This window comes from Marinovum sp. J2-8, from assembly GCF_055808435.1.
In genome coordinates this window covers 13,900-32,000 of the sequence record NZ_JBVVRZ010000012.1, presented here as the reverse complement: position 1 = coordinate 32,000, position 18,101 = coordinate 13,900, and the positions used below count along the sequence as shown (strand labels likewise).

Below are 18,101 nucleotides of genomic sequence, written 5' to 3'. Positions count from 1 at the left end.
ATCCGTCTATTTGAGAAAGATGACGTGACTGGGATCGACCGGTGACCGAAGTCTTGAAACCAGGGGCCAGTTCCACGACAAGCGTTTGAACTATGGTGTAACCGATATTCATCGAGATACCCCATGGAACGATCTTATGAGGCCCAAATGAAACAATACGCATCCCCGAACCAACTATGAGCGACCCCTCTTTGATCATCCCTCCCGTTGCCATTGGTGGCCTGGGCGGCAGTGGAACGCGGGTGTTTGCCGCCAGTTTGCGGCACGCGGGCCTGAGCATTGGCCCAGATGTGAACCGCGCTTTGGACAATCTGTGGTTTACCGTGCTGTTCAAACGCGCAATCTGGGCGCAGAGCGTACCGGATCCGACCGATATCGCGATATCGGTCGATTTGTTCCAGCGGGCGATGACCAGGGGACTGGCAGGAAATCTGAGCGGTCAGGAATTGGCGTTGCTGGATCAATTGGCTGCCGATCTCCCTCCCGGTGGACCATGGAATTGCGGTGCGCGGTCGCCGGATGTCACCCGCCTGATGGCCGCTGGCGAGCAGCCCGGTGGGCAAGGCCAACCCTGGGGATGGAAAGAACCGAACACCCATTTGTTCCTGCCCCAACTGAACCAGAATATTGATGGGTTGCGCTATATTCATGTGATGCGCAACGGGTTCGACATGGCGTTTAGCGGGAACACTTGGCAGGCTGACCATTGGGCACATCACTACGGTTTGAGCCCGACATCTGGCGATTCCGTCCCGCTTCATCAATTGCGCTATTGGGTCGCTGCGAACCGACGCGCGCTTGAGTATGGCCGCAGTCACATGCATGGTCGTTTCATCGTCGTCGATTACGATGATTTTTGTGCGCACCCAGATGTGCACTGGCCCCGCTTGCAACGGTTTTTGGGCCGACCTGCTGACACCGCTATTCCAGATGGACTGATTGCCCCATCCAGCATCGGACGCAGCAAGCCACAGGATTTGTCGATTTTCCCGTCAGATTTGCGTGATGCAGTACGTGCCTTGCAAACTGAAGCCAGACACTATCCGGCGAACTCAGGTGTGTGATCCCATGGTTTAATGCTGCCCCCCATGCAGAGGGGGGCGTGGATGCCCCCCTGGTGAGCTGCAAGAGGCCGCGCCAAGCCTGTGCCTTCGATTTCATTCAGGTCAGCCACTAAACATCAGCTCCCCCCGGAGAAACAAAGGCCGGGGGGAGCTGATGTTTTCCAGCGCCCGGATAGACACGGTGCGATCTCGCTTCTGGTGCTGTTTTACGACCTCGAAACCAGCTCTGCCAAACCCTCGGGAAAGGTCGGCCATGCGGCGCTGTCCTGCATCTCCGCGATCCGCGCACGGCACGTGGCTTGCATTGCAGCAATCCATCGCCGCCCGGCGGCAAAAAGCGCCATGTCCTCTTGGCACAGACCCGAAAGCGCCTCGGCCTCAACCTGTGTGCCTCCCTGCACCAGTGCGGCGGTATAGATGTTTACCGCTTGGGCAATGTTGTGCTGCGCCTCAAAGGGAAACTGCGCCAGAATGCGCCGTTTGCACTCGGCCTTGACAGACGTGGCATGTGCTGCGGCAATCTGTGCTGCGGTGTCCTGTGCTGTCACAAGACGAGAGAAATCAATGTTGCTCATTGTGCATCCTTCACAAGCTTGTCAGGCGCTTCAGGCAAATCCACCGGCCCATCGCTCTGCAGTTCGATCGGATCGGGGAAAAGCACATCAGGCGGGGCATCCGGCCCATGGGGCAAAATCAGAAGTCAGACACAGCTTGCCCGCCCGTCGTGTCACATCCGACCCCAGCCAATCACTGGCCACAGCCGCGCGGGGCAGGGTCGCACCCTCGGGGAGCTGCGAGAAATCAAACGCCTCGCCATTGAGAGTCAACACATCGCCGACCCGGCTGAGAACAAGCCGCGCGTCGCTGCGCATCGGGGAAAACGTAATCTGCATGTTTGTCTCCTTAGAACCAGCGCCCGATCCACAGCTTGTCGCCGTCGATCTTTGTAATCGTGCCCGCAAATGCGGCCGGGGCCGTGGTGATTGCTGCGTTTGCGTTGGTGCAGATTTGGGTGCCATCGGCATAACGCACATAACTGCCATTGGCATTGGAGCCACGTTCGATGAGCGAACCGGTGGGAACACCGCCGCTTTGCGACGTAACGCCCAGAATACGGCTCTGATTGTAGATCTCGGTCCAGGGTTGCCACACGCCGCCGGATTTGCGGCGCCATTTGAGGATGTTGGACGCTGACCGGAATCCGATCTGGCTTGCGTTGTTGGGCGAGTTGTTCAGATGTAACACAAGCGAGCCTGAATCCAGCACACCCGCCACTGCAAAACCCAGCGCATAGACCCCGCCCGCAACCAGATTATCAAGGGCGGCCTGATCCGGCAGGCCAATGGCGTTCTCGCCCAGTCCAAATGCGCCCACACCCATCAGCCGCCCGGGCGTGGCGTCGCTCACGTCGGATTGCACCGCCGCGCCGCTTGCCAGCCCGGTCGCCGGGTCCAGCGCCAGAGCATCGATCCAGCTGGATCCATCCGCACTGACCTTGATCGACCAGGCATCATTGCCCGCCAATCCCATTTCGGCCCGCCCGGAATATCCGGTCTGGAACAACAGGCTGGCGGTGTCACCGGTCGCCGCCTTGTTGACCTTCACCTGATGGTCGGCGCCTGCATGGGTCAGCAACGTGGCATCCGCCGCCACCGCCAGCCGGTTCACCGGGTCAGCCGAGGTATTCACCCCCAGCTCGGTCACGTTGTGGACCCCCGGTGTCAACTCCCATGCCACACCCTGCCAATAGACTTCGGCGCTTTCGGCCTCGACCCAGGCGCGCCAGCCGGTTTTCGGCACCAGAAATATCCACGCCACCCCATTCCACACCGCCACGCGATTGTCTTGACCGCTCCAGGCGGCGGTGGCAGCGGCCGGCACGATATAACGCACCCCCGTATCGGGGCTTTCCGGCGGCGCGGCCTCGGTGCGGCTGACCACGCTGAGTTGCACCATCGCATCCAGAATTTGTAGTGCTTCGTTATGGGTGACGTGTTTCTGGGCCTGGGACGATGCCAGATAGGGCAAGGCCAGGTTCGTTGAAAAATCGGGCATGTGCGGGGGCTCCGGATAGGGAAATTCCCCGGCACCTTAGGGGATGACATGTTAATGCGACCGGAGCAGAGCGTACGGTGCCCCCACCTACACAAATCTTGTCAATGCGGCCCTCTTTTGCGAAGGAGCGGGGATGAATACAACACATACACTGACGGCCCAGACCCCCTGCCGTGCCGACCTCGAAGAGATCGGCAACTCAGGGGACATCGCCATGCTTGAGGATTGCGACCTAAGCGGGCTGGATCTGTCAGGGCTGGACCTGTCAGGGTGGCATTTCATGCGTTGCAGGCTGGCGCGCACCTCTTTTAACGGGGCAAGTCTTGACGAAACGGGGTTCACCAGCTGTCGCGCCGCAGGAGGCCGCTTTATTGGCTCCAGCTTGCAAGAGGCAACAATAGAAGGCGGGGACTTCAGCAACACGAACTTCACAGGTGCGACACTCACCGATACCAAAATTGCGAACTGTAAGATGACAGGTTCCGATTTTACCGACGCGCAGACGTTGGGGCTTTCCATGGAAAGTGTGTTGTTGGTCCTTGCTGTTCTGCCAAGATTGTCTTTTCGCAAAATGACGCTGAAGGGCGTGGACTTCAGCGAGGCTGATCTGAGATCCTGCGATTTTCGGGACACTGTTTTCGAGGAGTGCTCGTTGCGGGATGCGCATCTTCCGGAATGCCGGTTCGAGGGTGCGGATCTGCGCAGCGCGGATTTGGGCGGCATCGAGCTTACCAATGCCCGGCTTTTCAAGGGCGCGTTGATTTCAAAGCGCCAAGCGGCGGACCTTCTGGGCCAATTCGGCCTGAGAGTTCTTTAGAACAGCCAGGACATCAGAACCCGACCTTGCCGCACCTTTGAAGCAACCGTGTGCGCCACAACAGCGTCAGACCAGGATCATCTCGTCGCTGATATCGCCCAGATCGACCCGCAGGAAAGTCACAACCGTGCCCATCGTGTCATCAAACACCACATTCCCCCCTGCTGGCTGAAATAGGACCGCGCCTCGGCATCCGTGTCATAGTCAAAGGCGCGCAAATCCACGCTGTCCCAGGCTTCGAGGTCCAGCACCGTACTGTCGCTCGTGTTGGGGACAAAGGCGAATGTATCCGACAACATCCCCCCCGCCAGCAGATTTTCCGCCGCACCAGCGGTCAACAGATCATCCTGCCCCTGTGCCCGGATCCAATTCGCCACATCCGCTGCTGTCTCGGCCACGAACTCGGCGCTTTGGGCAAAGCCCTGCACCACTTCGGCGCGGGTCATGCCACCGTCCAGCCGACCGGTCCAATTCGCCAAGCCCATGGCGTCCGCGGCCCGGTCCAGCACGTTGTTGTACAGAAGGTTCACGAATTCGGCGTTGCTGAGGTTTTGATAGGTGGCCATGAATTGCGGCGACTGCACAAAGCCGTCCGCCACCTCCAGATACGACATGCCATCGGCCAACCGCCCGGTCCAGTTGCTGAACCCCGCCAGATCCGGTTCCCGGTCAAGCGTCGCCTGATAGAGCCGATAGACATCGTCGCTCCAGCTTTGCTGGGCATTGTCCTGGGCAAAGCGATAGGCCGCCGAACTCGGTATCCGCGCGAAATTCAGGACTGTCAGAGAAGCCCCGCACCACCTCGGCACGGGTCATGCCATCCTCCAGCCGCCCGGTCCAATTGGCCAACCCGGTGGCATCCGGATCACGGCCCAGCACGTTGTTATAAAGCAGCGTCACGAACTCGGCGTTGTCCAGCCCGCCGAACTGGGCCTGAAACTCGGGCGAGCCGACAAATCCCTGAACCACGTCAAGAACCGCCTGCCCCTCGACTGCGATCCGCCCGGTCCATGCCGAATGTCCCGCCGCATCCGGCACCCGGCCCAATGTCGTCTGATAAAGCCGGTAAACCTGGGCGGCGACATCCGGGAAATAAAGCGCCGCCAGACCATCACCAAAAACCGTCCCGCCACTGGGGACCACATCGGCCACAAAACCGTCCACCTTGATGTTCTCATCGCCAATCATGGCGCTGTATTCCGCCACCCCGTCCAGCCCCGGACCCGAAAACTGTATCGTGTAGCTGCCGGCGGCAGTTCCATCTGATACCCGCCCGATCCCCATGTGGTGGTGACGAACGCCCCTGCACTGCCGGTCGCGGTAACGGTGATCCCGCCCTGTCCCTCGCCGATGTCATAGAAACGGTCACCATCAGCATCGTCCAGAAACACCCCCACCAGCTGTGGCGGGTTGCTGCCATGGGTCGCACCGAAGTTATGGGTCACCACCCAGGGGCCCACGCGGGTGTCTGCATCGGTTTCGGACAGGGCGCTGATACCGATATCGACATAATTGGCCGACATGATCGTATTGCGGTGGCCTGCCGGATCCTGAATGCCGTCACCACGGCTGTTCCAGTCATCATACCGGGTATCGCCGTTGTAATCCTCGTCATCATATCCCCAGTCGATCATGAAGCCGGCATGGCCGTGCAGGGGATCACTGGTATAGGCATAGACGTTCTCGCCCACCCGGCTGAGATTTTCGTATCCCGCATCCTCGACCCGATCCAGCAACCGCGCCTCGCCGGGCAGGCGGTGCGATTGGGTGTCGGTGTCGATCACCAGCTGGCCATGGGTGTCGGCCGATGTGGCCAGGGCCGTGTTCCAGGCCAGCGGTGCCACGGGGTCCAGATCCGCCAGCTGGCTGCGCAATGCCTCCAGGTCCACACCGAAAAACCGAATGGCATTGGTGATATTGGATTGCACACCCGTGCCGGCCTGCGCATCGGCAATCAGCCGGTCGAATTCCCCCTCCGGGGATATCCGCGCCCGATTGATTGTCTCCAGCATGGCCTGTTCGAAATTGGTTGGTGTGTGTTGCATCGTCTTTGCCCTGCCCTGCTTTTGCCCATTCTGGCCTGTTCCGGCCGTTGTGTTCAGCCCCGAGTATCGTCCCGGCTATTGCCCCAGCCAGCCTATTCTGTACATCATCGCGCAGGAATATCGCCAAACATAGGCCTCCGTTGGGCGGTTATTGGCCCGCAATGGCCGGAGACACACACAAAAAACCGATCAGGCCAAATTCGGACACCCCCTAGAACTCGAATTCAAGCTCTCGCACCTCGTGGATCGTGACATCCAGAAACCGGATTTCCACCCCGGAATCCGTGAAAACAACATCGCCGCCGTCAGTCCGCAGATGCTCCGCCATATCCGCGGCATCATCATAGCCGAACCCCTCCATCCGCAAAATATCCCAGGGCTCAAGATCGACGACCACATGCTGCCCGTTCTCAGAGGCGCGGAACACAAAGGTGTCGGACAACACCCCCCCCACCAGGATATTTTCCCCACCCTCGCCATCCAGAATGTCATCATTGCCCTGTCTCGCGACCCAACGCGCCATATCCGCCGCAGATGCGTTGCGAAACTCGGCGCTCTCGGAAAAGCCAGTCACAACCTCGGATCGGGTCATCTCGCCCCGCGCCAATCGCCCGGCCCAGTTGTTCAATCCCGTCGCATCCGGCGCACGATCCAGAACGTTGTTGTAAAGCAAGGTCACAAAAGCCCGGTTGTCGGTCGCCCCATAGGTCTGCGTGAATTCGGCCGAATTTGTGAACCCTTCGACCACCGCGCTGAATTGCATGCCGTCGGCCAACCGCCCGGCCCAGTTCAAAAACCCGCCCAGATCCGGTTCCCGACCCAGCGTCGCCTGATACAACCGATATACCTCATCGCCAAACCCCGCCTGCAACGTGGCATGACTAAACCCAAAGGCCTCGGCCTTGGTGGAGTTCTGAAACTCCGCGCTTTCGGAAAAGCCTACCAAAACCTCGGGCCGGGTCATTTCGCCCCGCGCCAATCGTCCGCTCCAGTTGTCCAATCCCGTCGCATCCGGCGCACGATCCAGAACGTTGTTGTAAAGCAAGGTCACAAAAGCCCGGTTGTCGGTCGCCCCATAGGTCTGCGTGAATTCGGCCGAATTGGTAAACCCCGCCGCCGCCTGTTCCAGGGTGTTTTCCCCGCTCTCCAACCGGTTGGACCAGTTGATCAATCCCCGTACATCGGGTTCGCGGTCCAGCGCGGCGCGATAAAGCCGATAGACTTGGGCGGCACAGGGGTCAAAGTCTGGATCATAGGGCTGGCCCAGCAATGTATCCGCCCCATCCCGCCCCCCTACAAGGTCCGGGCCCATGGTGCCTTGGGAAAACAACGCCGCCTGCGGCAGGGGATTGACCTCGATCTGCCACAGGTCCTGCACATCGGCATTTTCAAAATCCGCGACCTGCAACCGCGATCCATCGGCGGTAAAAACCGTGACCTGCGCCCCGTCCAACCGGATCACCGCGCCGTTTGAAATCGAGCTGATGTTCAGTTCGCTGACATCATAGACCCGCCCGAATTGCGACATATCCAGACGGTCGACACCCGGCTCGAAATTATGCACGATCTGCGCGGCATCGGTGTCGGACAGCACAAAGACGTCTTCCTCGCCCGTGATACCGGTCTGGGTGTTTGACCCGGTATTGACCTGCACATTCGGCAGACCGTCCTGCAGATCATCCACCCGCAGATAACTGACGCCGCCGCCCGCGGCGCGATTGCTGGCCAGCACTTCGCCGGTGACAAAGATATCCAGCCCCCCATCGCGCCAGACCATGTCCAAACCGCCAATGTCATCCAGCGCCATTTCGCCCAATGCATCATGCAGGCTGGCCAGATGCACCAGACGCCCGCTGGGCTGCAACATCATCAGGCTCACGCCATTGTCGCTGCCCGCCGCCAGAACAAACACCGTTCCTGCCGCCTCCAGCGCGTCCAGCGCCACCAGGTTGTCGAACCCGGTTTCCATCGTGTCATTGACCTGGCTGACCACCGCCATGTCACCATCGGCATAGATCCGCACCACCGAGATCGAACTGCTGCCCGCCGATCCCACAATCGCAAAATCGCGCCCCGCCAGTTCGACGGTCTGCAATTGGGTCGGGGTATCGACAAACAACCCGTCATACATGCTCACCCGCTGCGGCCCGCCAAGTCCGCCCCCCGCCAGCACCGGAAAAGCCACAAGCCCGTCATCCGCCGCGCTCACCGCTAGCACATAGGGCACACCGCCCGGCGTGCTCAGCCCCAGCGCCTGGACCGATCCCGGCGTCAGGAAATCCGAGATATCCGCACGCCCGGTGGCAATCAGCGTATCCCCCTGTTGGCGCCAGACCTCGAGCCCGGCAGAGTGGCGACTGGCCGAGATGAAATAATGCTGGCCGCCAATCCAGGTATCCACCAGTGCCGTCATCGCCCCCGGCTCACCGCCGGTTAGTGTCAGGTCATGGCGCGCACCCAATGTGCCATCCGCCCGGATGTTCCAGCCATCAATCTGCGTGCCATATTGTCCTGCCGCCAACAGTATCGAGGTACCGTCAATCTCGGTCATCAACAGATCCCGTGGCGCTGCAAGACCCTGTTCGGGTCCATAATTTCGGAATCCCGCACCCCAGATTGCCCGTGCCCGACCGTACGAGAACCCCGCCACCCATGCCGCTTGCGGTATAAATCTGCAAATTTCCGTTGATCTCATGGGCGATCACATCCCCCAGGCCGATCATATGCGCCTTCGACCCGTTTTCACCGGTCGAGACATGTCTTATCTCTGCCACACCCTTTCTCCACCTACACCGTCTCACCGGGGTTGGGTGTGTCAGGGCGGCGGGGACGGGCTGCGGAGCAGCAAGGGCCAAACTGTGGCTCTCGTTGATAATACGATTCAAGATGTTGCGATTTGGACGTGCCCGACCGGGGCCAGACTGCACGACAGGTTGCGTCGGCGGCCTTTCTGATCCATCAAGTTGCTCCATCCATTCGGGCAGGATCGAAAGAGCCGTTTACGCCCTCTTCGCCCGCAGTAGAGATCGAAAAGTGCCCGAAACCAAAGCTGCCTTCTCGCCCGACGCCCCCGTGCAGCTTTCGATTCCGCCTGTGCGGCCGCGTATCACGATCCTTTTGGCGACCTATAATGGCGCGCAATATCTGCCGGATCAGCTTGCGTCTTATGTGGCACAGCGCGATGTGGCGTGGGATCTCTGGGTGTCCGATGACGGATCGACCGACAACACCCGCGCCATAATCGACGCCTTTCGCGTGCAACATGGCACTGGGCGCGACATTCGCCTGCTGGAGGGTCCGCGCGCTGGCGCTGCGGCCAATTTCATGTCCCTGCTCACCCATCCCGACCTGCCCCTCGACGGGCCTGTGGCCCTGTCAGATCAGGACGATGTCTGGCATCCCGACAAACTCTCGACTGCGCTGGCGGCCCTGCATGCCAGCGGGCCGATGACGCTTTACAGTGCGCAATGTTTCCATACCGATGCGGCGCTGAATGTGATTGGCCTGTCCCGGCCACCGCCCCGTGCCCCGTCGTTTCGCAACGCGCTGGTGCAGAACGTGGTCAGCGGCCACAGTCTTGTCATGGACGCACAGGCGCGGGCGCTGGTGCGGGCCGCAGGCCTGCCCCGGGGCGGCATCCCCTATCACGACTGGTGGCTGTATCAGCTGATAAGCGGTGCCGGCGGGCATATCCATGTCGATACCGCGCGTATGAACCACTATCGCCAGCACGACACCAATGTCATGGGGGCACATGAGGGATTGCGTGCCACTCTGCACCGATGCGCCCAGGTGCTGGGACGGACCTATGGCGGATGGATCGACGCCAATATCGCAGCGCTGAACACCATCACCCACTTGCTCACGCCGGAAAACCGTATCCTGTTGCGGATTTTCACCGACACCCGCCCCGGTCCGGCCCGATGTCTCGCATTCTGGCGGGGTGGGCTTTATCGCCAGACCCGCCTGGCCAGCGCAAGTTTCTATCTGGCAGCCATGTTAGGGCGCGTTTAAGCGCTTAGCGTGGTCCGCTTTGCATGTTCTTGTTGTGGTCTTCGATCCCCTGGTCAACGTCATCATAGAACCGCAACTGGCCGCCTTCGAGCACGACCACCGCGTCACACAGGTTGCGGATCTGCTGCATCGAATGGCTGACCACCACAGCCCCCGCGGTTTTCATCCGCTCCTTGAACAGCGCATCACTGCGCTGTTTGAAATTTGCATCCCCCACCGCCGTGACCTCGTCCACCAGATAGGTGTCAAAGGCCACCCCCATCGACACACCAAATGCCAGACGCGATTTCATCCCTGATGAATAGCTGCGGATAGGCAAATGAAAATGCACGCCAAGGCCGGCAAAATCCTCGACAAAATCCAGCAGATCGTCGGTGTCGACCCCATAGATCCGACCAATGAACCGGCAATTCTGTGCCCCGCTCAGTTCGCCGTGAAACGAACCGGCGAACCCCACCGGCCAGGATATCGCGCCGGTGGTAATGATTTCCCCGATGTCGGGGGAATCGTGCCGGCAATCATCTGCAATAGCGTGGATTTTCCCGCCCCGTTGCGCCCGAGAAGCCCGACTGAACGGCCATCCGGAAACGTCATGTTGACGTTCTCCATGATGACCTTGCGGCGTCCTTCCATGACAAAGGATTTTGAGACGTTCTCGAAAACGATCATCGAATGTAATCTCTCAGCGGCGGTTTCCCTCGGTCCTTCTTTCGGGGGAACCTTGGCAGGACGCAAGTGAAATGACACCGCGACTGCGGAGGCCATGCGTGTTCAGGCGCGCAATATCCATGAAACACACATGACAGAACCGGCTTCGCCTCTCGTGGGGCGCCCCACCAGCCCAGTTCAGCTGATCAGCTGCGGGACGGATAAGGGCCGTTCGCTATAATACAGAACCGCATACCCAAAGAGGGATCCCGGATCGGGAAGGATTGTTGCCCTCCAGTGGTCGAAAGCATCGTGTCGGACATCTGTCGGTTTGCGCCTGCAGTAGAATAGATCGTCTCTGATCCGACACCACCCGGTGGTGCCGCAGCCAGGAGTTTGCCGCCCGGTCCAGGTTTGTCGCCATCTCTGTTGGTGGCTCTTACTTCATGAGAGTGTTGTGGCAATGTCAAAACACTCATTGTTTGGATTGTTTGACCACCGAAGCTCCCCATTTGGAACGTTCCGAGGCCGGGACCGGAACCTTGACCAAGAAGGCTTCGGCCACGGGTGTGCGGCAGCCCAAAGGTTGTGCGCCCGTCACCGCCATAAATCGTGCCCAGGAGCGAAAACAGCGCATCATTCTGGCTGACGGCAAGAAGCTGACCCTCAAGGTCAAATGTTCCACGAGGGCAGAAATTATATCCAACCGTGATGATTTCACCGATCACATATGATTGCGCAGCCGCTTTTTGCGGGCTTGTGAGAGTGGCTGCGCCCAATACCAGTGCACCAAGAAGTGTTTTTACAAGCTTGATATTTCGCATTTCGAAATTTCCAATCTTTCTGAATTCGTGCAATTTCCTAAGCGTCAAACCTAAGGCCGGGAGGGATAGATCCCGGTCAAAACCACACAATAATTGATCACGAGGTATGGATCCATGACCTGAACGGGAAGGTTCCCGCCGGTCTCAGCGATCATCTCTGGATTCATCTGGGTCGTCGCCGCCCGATCCGAGTAAATGGTTTCGCTGCCTGTACCGTTCGGAGGGGCGGCTGCGAGGAGTTTGCCGCCCGGACCCGGCTTGTTGCCATCCGAATTAGTGGCATTCACGGCGTGTTTGTGGTTCGCAAGGTGCGTTTCATTCAGCGTTATGTCTTCAGTGCCGACTTTTTCCCCGAGCCTGATCGGTGAAAGCCCCGGCCCGGTCCCTTGTCCAATGGGGACACGCCCACTTAAATCGGGCAGACCGAAAGTGGACCGGCCATCCCCACCGTATGTGGTGCCGTAAAGCGAAAAAAGTGCCGTATGTTGACTGATCGGCAGAAGTTGCCCCTCTGCGCGGAGCGTGTTTCGGGGACAGAAAGTGTACCCGTTATACATGATCTCACCGATATAGCGGTCCTGTGCGGCGGCCTGATCCGGCATTCCGGCGAGGACAGCACCCAAGCCAAGAGCACTGGCTGCCATCACGAGATGTTTGCTGAATTTGGTCATTTTTGGTCCTCAAAATGTTTGAACGATCACCGCAGGAAGTCAGAAAAATCACTGGCAACTCGGCGCGTCTTGAAACAATGATCTGCCTGTTTTCAGTTTCTCGATGGAAAAATACCTTGTGTGACGACACAATACCGAATGGTAATATACGGGTCGACCGTGGGCATTGGCTGACTGCCGCCAGTGCGGGAAATCATTGCAGGGTTCATGGAAACGTTCGGATCTTGCGTCGAATAGATCGTCTCATTGCCTGTCGCACCTGTTGGCGCCGCCGCAAGCAGCTTGCCACCTGGTCCGGGCTTGTCACCATCATGATTGTTTGCATTGACGGCATGTCTGTGTGCGGGAAGGTTCTGAATGTTCAGAACGCGGGTTTCGGCCCCACCCTTGGTGCCAATCCGCCTGTCCGAAAGACCCGGACCTTGGCCATTCCCCATCGGAGAGCGCGCACGCAAGTCTGGCATGGCGAAGGTGGTACGACCATTCCCCCAAAGATTGTGCCATAGAGCGAAAACAGAGCTTGGTGCTGATTGGGCGAGAGAAGCTGTCCTTCGGCTGGAACTGTGGTCCTTGGACAAAATGTAAACGCGACTGGAATGATCTGTCCGACGTAATTTTCCTGCGCCATCACAGGTGCTGCCACTGAGGTTGCGATCGATATCGATACCGACAGAACAGCTGACCGGATCATGTTTCGGCGATCAAATAAATGTTTCATCTCAGGTCCCTGATCAAAAGTTGACATGTACTATGATGCAGCATTGTTTCTATTTTCATTGATATTGCAAAGAAATTCGGGAGAAGCTGGCATCCGTCGTGACGGCCTCACGGTACTTGGGGTGCCTTTCAGCGAGGGCTTTTCAATTATGGGTAATGTGCCTTGCCGGGTGATGCTTCTTGGGTTGCGCATGGTCTGAGTGCGCCTGCTGTTTCGCGGCGATGGCGGCGGGCTGCATGGCCCGTTTGCCGCCGACCATTCAGTGTCCAGAGATATTTGGTACCGCGTATCTCAAGTATTTCGCCAAGCGCTTTAGGGGCGACTTACGGTGTATAAATTTCCGCCTTCAAATGGGCCGGGAACATCACTCTCTGATCCATCCGCCCAACGGATATGCAGCGTTTGCGCGCTGTGATCGTCCTGCAGGCCGAAATGCACGCGGGGCGCATCGTAGGACATGAACCCGCCCCCGATCTGCACCTCGCGGCTTTGTGTGACGCCAGCATCATCCGTCAGGGTCAGGACCGCCCCGATACCATCGCGGTTTCCACGGTGGTCATTCAAGACAATCACAATCCCCCGCCGTTGCGACGTATTTGTAAACACCATAAGCGGGCCATTCACCGGATGGGTCACAAGATCAAGGTCGCCATCGTTGTCGATGTCAAACGCCGTGGCCGCGGCAGTCATCAGATAGTCTTCCAATCCGAACGGACCGGAGGCTTCGACAAAGTTCTGCTGACCGGTGTTGTGAAAAAACAGGTTGGATGGTGACACTTCATTCGGCACCCAAGTGCCGTTCACGATATAAACGTCTTGAAACCCATCAAGATCAAAGTCGGCAATCTTTGTGTCCCAACTCCATCCCCCAACATCAAGACCCTGTGCCTTTGCACGGTCCTGCCAATTGCGGCCTTCCCAGGACAACAACACATTGGAGCGCAGGATTTGTGGATGGGTGACAGCGATTTCAGCCTCGGTCGGCCTGTGTGGTGGTTTGAAATGTATGTCGCAATATGCCCGCGGGATCCGTGCGGTCGCCGGTATCAGCGCACAAAGTTCCGAGTCCCGTTTCTGAATGGCCAGATCTTTGATAAGCATCGCCTGGCATTCTCGCGCGTTGCGTGGACCAAGTGTCTGACAACGCGCGGCATAGGTCGGATCAAAATTGTTGCCGGATTTGTACCACGATTTGATCGCCATATTGGTTTCGCAAATGGTCTTTGCGTCGGTGTTTTCGATCTTGTTGCAATACTGTGAAAGCGGTTGCATCTTGAGCGTGTCGGACACACCGGACGAACGGCCCGCAATCTGGGCAAGATAGATGTCAGGTCGCCCCGTGTTATGCAGATCAGCGGTTTTGACGGCCATCGTCGTGGTGGTCGTATGCGGGATCAAACCACTGTCATGATCAATCATGTCAAAGCCGCCGTTCCCGTCACCGCGATAGAAGTAATCCGGGATATCAAAATCATTGCCGACAATCAGGTCGGTTGACCCGTCCCTGTCAACGTCGGAGAACAGGATCGACAATGTTTCACCGGGCATCCCCGGCAAGTCAGTGAACCTGTCACCTGTCAGTGTGCCCCCCTCGTTCCACAGAATCCGGTTGCGGGCTTCCTCACCGGGGATGCGGCGATACCATCCAGCGGACCAATTGCCCAATGCGACATCAAGATCACCATCACGATCTGCATCCGCGACGGATACCGCGAGGCTGAGCAGTGTCTCTTGTCCCATGGCGACGCGCTGTGGTGGTTCGGGACCGAACACCCCGTTCACATTGCGCCAGATGTAATTGCCGTCGAGGTATGTGGTGAAAAACAGGTCGGGCCAGCCATCATTGTCCAGATCGGCAATCACCGTATTGAAAACCAGAAGTTTTGCCAGCGCCCCAAGGGTGGTATCCATACGGGAAAACCCGCCAGCACCGTCATTGGCATAAAGATACAGCCCGGCTTCGGTTGAAGAGACAACCAGATCAAGATCGCCATCCCGGTCAATGTCCCCCGAGGCAAGGCTGCGTCCTTCCCAAAACGGCGGCCACATATCGCGGAACGAAAATTCCAGCGGTTTGTCGATTCCGATGGTGTCGGCCTCACGCCGGATAAACCCGGTTTCGGCAGCGGGCGAAGACGGGGAAAATGGTGTCGCGGTGACAGTCACCCCATCCATGGTTGCCGCCTGTGCCGCGCCCCACATATGCTTGGGTGTGGCATCGGCCCCGATCAGTATTTTCAGCGCCCGTTCCGTTTGCCATTGGTGATAGCTTTGCGCACCCAGCCCCGCGCCCACACCCAGAGCCACCACACAAGCCGACAACATCACTGCCGCGCGCAGCCCGACGGATTGTGCGACAATAAAGAATGAATAGATCGAGAATATCCCAAGCGTGAACAGCAAAGTCATGACATAGCCATGCATCAATCCGGCGCTCAGCAAGGCCCCCGTCACCACAACATCAAAGGCGATGGGCACAGGCAGAAATACCCCGAGCGCTGCAACAAGCACAACAAAGCCAAAGGCAAACGGTAGGTTCACAATCGAACCCTGAGGCACAAGTGTCGCAGCAACCGCCCCCAGAAGCCCGGCCAGCAGCATCAATGGAACCGTCATTTTCACGATGTACCAGAGATTTCCAGCATAGCTGCGCGCGACCCCGATCAGGGCCATGCCGATGTTTTCGCGTGATATTCGGCGGTTTTCTTCCATGTTCAACAACGGAAGGGCACAGGTCATTTCTTCTGGTGGCAGACTTTTCTGCGGCAGGAACCGACAGATCAACGGCACCGCAATCAAGATCATGAACAAACTCAGCAAGATCTTGGTGACCGCCATATAGAATGGCAGCAAACTGAACAGCATCGTCAGCACCACGATGTTCAGCGTCGGGGATGCGATCATGGCACTTAACGTCGTTTCCGCCCGCAGCCCGGATGAATACATGCCCCGCGCAATCGGCGCCGCACAATTCACGCAAACTCCCAGAGGCGTCCCGATCACCATTCCCAGAAAGGAATTCGAAAACCCGCCGCGAAAGCTCTTCTTCTTGAGAAGCGGGAGCATGGTGAGGAAAGCCGCGGCAAAGAGAACACCAAACGTCATGCCTTTTTTGTTGGTGTTGATCCAGTTCAGCGTCGTCCAGAAGATCCGCTCGAGCAGGGACATGCCTTCGGACAGGGCGAACTTTGCTTCGAAACTCAGCGGGTCCTCAAGCTGAATTGCCCCGGACATCATCGCTTTTTCATCAAGGGCCGGATAGCGCGATCCGGTCCAGAACAGATAGGCCAGAACCACGACGATCAGCGCGGCAATAAAAAACCTTTTTTCGTAAGGGCTATGGATGAAGCGATCCATGGACATGTCTCCGAAAGGGGAGCGCAGGCAACACTCCTGGGGTCACACGGCACGACCGAGTGTTGGCGAAATGTGCGGCATCTGCAATCAGAGTTGCAAGAAATTTTATTTTCAAATCAACAGCTACAAAAAACGAGTGCCCTTGGGCACCCGTTTTGGTCATAAGGGCAGGGTATCAATCAACCCGAACCTGTTGTGCCTCCAATGTGTCGAGACGCGCGCGCAATTCGATGTTTTCCGCGCTCAGCGCCTGAATGGCGGCCAATGCAACGCCGGTTCCGTCAAGCGACGAAATACCCTTTTCATCCGCACCCGTTCCGAATGCAGCATAGAAATCCTGCGCCATTGGTCCGATGTGGCGGATACCTGTTGCAGCATCATGCTTGTAGGTCCATTCGGCGACGGGCATTGACCGTACTTTCGCCAGAATTTCGGTGGGATCAACCGGTTCGATTGCCATCTTCCGGTTTTTGTCGGATGATTGCGTCAAGGCGCCATCAATTTGCAGATCTCCGGTATTGGAGAGATCAAACACCGCCAGTGACGTGTTTTCGCCTGGCACCAGCAGCATATTCTGCCCCGCACTGAACATCCACTGCGCGTTCGTATTTGACGTGTTGTCCATGTAGAGTTGAACCGCACCGTCGTTTTCCATACGGACCAACTGACGGGGGCCGGCACCGCCTGTATCGCGCACAAGGATCTGCGCCGTGCCATCGGTACGGTTCACGTGCAGCGATGCGTCTGGTGTTGTGCCCCCACCAATCCCAACGTTGTCGTTCGCGCCAATCACCAGTGATTTCTGAATCGGCACCGGGAATGATCCGGAACGGCAGTTGTGAACCATTTGTCACATCACGGATGAAAAAGCCGGCTTCATTGCCCGCCAAGTCCCAAGTCTGGGGTGTAAAGCCATTTGAACCGTTCTGCTCCAACCGCAGTGTCGGTGTATTGCCGTCCACGGCTTGCACTTCAACAATGGGGTTGGACGTCCCGATCCCAAGATCCCCGCTATTGGACATGAACATCGCATTGGCCGGGGCGCCCTGTTCAATAATGAATGTCTGACGTCCGGCATCGACGTCTTCAATAGCAAATTTGTTCGAGCCGCCATTTGATGAATCATTTGCAACAAGACGCCAGTCAGCACTGGGGAATGAGCCCGAATTAGAGGTATCCTGGAAGTGCAGGCGGGTGTTGTTTTCCTTCATCCGGATCGTGTCAAAACCGAAATTCTCGCCATTCACACAGTCATTGCCAACGCAGAGACTGAATTGAACGATCAGATCATCGACGATGACCTGATCGGCATAGGCAATGCCGCCAGCCAGATACAGCGCGGATGCGCCAAGCGCCGTACCGCGCAAAAATGTTTTCATGTTCTTTTTCATTTTTTAATCTTCCATTGGAACAGTCATTTCGCCCTCAAGGACGCAAAACAGGCTATTTTTCTTCTTCGGCCTCATTGAGTTCAACGATCACACCGCGCTGAACTATGAACGCCCCGGAATGGAAAAAGGGCTTTGCCGTTGTGTCTTTGGACACATCTCCGCGTCCGTCGTTGATTTTATTTACTATTTTGACTTCTTCTTCTGTCGCGGCGTTCAGCTCATAGCGATAGATACCATCCATGACCTCATTCCCGGTCAACTCGAATACCGGGGCTCCGGATGCCGCGAAAATTGACACCAATTGACCATCCGGTGCGGAAACGACCATTGTGGCGTTGCGCAATCCGATCCAGTTTTCGAACCAAACGGCGTTTGAATTGTTTTGCTGAACGGGCCGAGGGGTTTCTGCCTGTACGGGAAGAGCTAGGAAGGAAAGTGAAGAAATAACACTCACAATAATACGCGTCATGTTTTAGTCCCTTGTAATATATGTCACC

At 57.7% G+C, this 18,101-nt stretch carries 18 protein-coding genes and 1 pseudogene; 4 read left to right on the top strand and 15 right to left on the bottom strand.

Going from position 1 to position 18,101, the window contains the following annotated elements; genetic code table 11:
- Window positions 1-323 precede the first annotated feature (323 nt).
- The gene (locus tag AC0L4F_RS22000) at window positions 324-1,064 is read left to right on the top strand and encodes a sulfotransferase (protein WP_244691494.1); all 741 of its coding nucleotides are present in this window, start codon (window positions 324-326) and stop codon (window positions 1,062-1,064) included.
- Window positions 1,065-1,270: 206 nt separating this feature from the next.
- On the opposite strand, the gene AC0L4F_RS21995 is transcribed toward AC0L4F_RS22000, so the two are convergent.
- The 3 genes from AC0L4F_RS21995 to AC0L4F_RS21985 all read right to left on the bottom strand — a co-directional run bounded on the left by AC0L4F_RS21995 (window position 1,271) and on the right by AC0L4F_RS21985 (window position 3,119).
- Entirely contained in the window at window positions 1,271-1,639 is a 369-nt protein-coding gene (locus AC0L4F_RS21995) for a hypothetical protein (RefSeq protein ID WP_244691493.1), read from the bottom strand.
- A gap of 87 nt (window positions 1,640-1,726) precedes the next feature.
- Window positions 1,727-1,957: a hypothetical protein gene (locus tag AC0L4F_RS21990; RefSeq protein ID WP_244691492.1), complete on the bottom strand. Its 231-nt coding sequence runs from the start codon at window positions 1,955-1,957 to the stop codon at window positions 1,727-1,729.
- Between the two features lie 10 nt (window positions 1,958-1,967).
- Window positions 1,968-3,119, bottom strand: coding sequence for a DUF2793 domain-containing protein (locus AC0L4F_RS21985; RefSeq protein WP_244691491.1), 1,152 nt, complete (start codon window positions 3,117-3,119; stop codon window positions 1,968-1,970).
- 133 nt (window positions 3,120-3,252) lie between these two features.
- Here AC0L4F_RS21985 and AC0L4F_RS21980 point away from each other — a divergent pair, with 133 nt between their 5' ends.
- Window positions 3,253-3,936: a pentapeptide repeat-containing protein gene (locus tag AC0L4F_RS21980; protein ID WP_348524148.1), complete on the top strand. Its 684-nt coding sequence runs from the start codon at window positions 3,253-3,255 to the stop codon at window positions 3,934-3,936.
- Window positions 3,937-4,055: 119 nt separating this feature from the next.
- Here AC0L4F_RS21980 and AC0L4F_RS21975 read toward each other — a convergent pair whose 3' ends face one another.
- The 4 genes from AC0L4F_RS21975 to AC0L4F_RS21960 form a co-directional block, all read right to left on the bottom strand.
- The gene (locus AC0L4F_RS21975) at window positions 4,056-4,592 is read right to left on the bottom strand and encodes a DUF4214 domain-containing protein (RefSeq protein ID WP_473447039.1); all 537 of its coding nucleotides are present in this window, start codon (window positions 4,590-4,592) and stop codon (window positions 4,056-4,058) included.
- Between the two features lie 13 nt (window positions 4,593-4,605).
- A complete protein-coding gene (locus AC0L4F_RS21970) occupies window positions 4,606-5,124 on the bottom strand; it encodes a DUF4214 domain-containing protein (RefSeq protein WP_244691490.1) in 519 nt (172 codons plus the stop codon).
- Complete coding sequence (locus tag AC0L4F_RS21965; RefSeq protein WP_244691489.1) at window positions 5,121-5,981, bottom strand: CAP domain-containing protein; 861 nt, start codon at window positions 5,979-5,981, stop codon at window positions 5,121-5,123. Before AC0L4F_RS21965 ends, AC0L4F_RS21970 begins: the two co-directional genes overlap by 4 nt.
- 211 nt (window positions 5,982-6,192) lie before the next feature.
- Window positions 6,193-8,532, bottom strand: coding sequence for a DUF4214 domain-containing protein (locus AC0L4F_RS21960; RefSeq protein WP_244691488.1), 2,340 nt, complete (start codon window positions 8,530-8,532; stop codon window positions 6,193-6,195).
- Window positions 8,533-9,014: 482 nt separating this feature from the next.
- On the opposite strand from AC0L4F_RS21960, the gene AC0L4F_RS21955 reads away from it, so the two are divergent.
- A complete protein-coding gene (locus AC0L4F_RS21955) occupies window positions 9,015-9,995 on the top strand; it encodes a glycosyltransferase (protein WP_244691487.1) in 981 nt (326 codons plus the stop codon).
- Window positions 9,996-9,999: 4 nt separating this feature from the next.
- On the opposite strand, the pseudogene AC0L4F_RS21950 reads toward AC0L4F_RS21955, so the two are convergent.
- From AC0L4F_RS21950 to AC0L4F_RS21935, 4 genes and pseudogenes are all read right to left on the bottom strand, one after another.
- Window positions 10,000-10,664, bottom strand: a pseudogene (locus AC0L4F_RS21950) (ABC transporter ATP-binding protein).
- Window positions 10,665-10,849: 185 nt separating this feature from the next.
- A complete protein-coding gene (locus AC0L4F_RS21945; protein WP_244691486.1) occupies window positions 10,850-11,467 on the bottom strand; it encodes a phage tail protein in 618 nt (205 codons plus the stop codon).
- Between the two features lie 50 nt (window positions 11,468-11,517).
- Window positions 11,518-12,138: a phage tail protein gene (locus AC0L4F_RS21940; RefSeq protein WP_244691485.1), complete on the bottom strand. Its 621-nt coding sequence runs from the start codon at window positions 12,136-12,138 to the stop codon at window positions 11,518-11,520.
- Window positions 12,139-12,499: 361 nt separating this feature from the next.
- Window positions 12,500-12,766, bottom strand: a complete 267-nt coding sequence (locus AC0L4F_RS21935; RefSeq protein ID WP_244691530.1) for a tail fiber protein — start codon at window positions 12,764-12,766, stop codon at window positions 12,500-12,502.
- Between the two features lie 115 nt (window positions 12,767-12,881).
- Between AC0L4F_RS21935 and AC0L4F_RS21930 the strand changes: the two genes are divergently transcribed.
- A complete protein-coding gene (locus AC0L4F_RS21930) occupies window positions 12,882-13,055 on the top strand; it encodes a hypothetical protein (protein WP_244691484.1) in 174 nt (57 codons plus the stop codon).
- A 113-nt stretch (window positions 13,056-13,168) separates the two neighbouring features.
- Here the strand turns inward: AC0L4F_RS21930 and AC0L4F_RS21925 are convergent, their stop codons facing one another.
- From AC0L4F_RS21925 to AC0L4F_RS21910, 4 genes are all read right to left on the bottom strand, one after another.
- Window positions 13,169-16,213, bottom strand: a complete 3,045-nt coding sequence (locus AC0L4F_RS21925) for an FG-GAP-like repeat-containing protein (protein ID WP_244691483.1) — start codon at window positions 16,211-16,213, stop codon at window positions 13,169-13,171.
- 175 nt (window positions 16,214-16,388) lie between these two features.
- Window positions 16,389-16,784: a tail fiber domain-containing protein gene (locus tag AC0L4F_RS21920; protein WP_244691482.1), complete on the bottom strand. Its 396-nt coding sequence runs from the start codon at window positions 16,782-16,784 to the stop codon at window positions 16,389-16,391.
- Window positions 16,741-17,604, bottom strand: coding sequence for a hypothetical protein (locus AC0L4F_RS21915; RefSeq protein ID WP_244691481.1), 864 nt, complete (start codon window positions 17,602-17,604; stop codon window positions 16,741-16,743). The genes AC0L4F_RS21920 and AC0L4F_RS21915 overlap by 44 nt, the downstream gene beginning before the upstream one ends.
- Before the next feature lie 52 nt (window positions 17,605-17,656).
- Window positions 17,657-18,073, bottom strand: coding sequence for a hypothetical protein (locus AC0L4F_RS21910; RefSeq protein WP_244691480.1), 417 nt, complete (start codon window positions 18,071-18,073; stop codon window positions 17,657-17,659).
- Window positions 18,074-18,101 lie beyond the last annotated feature (28 nt).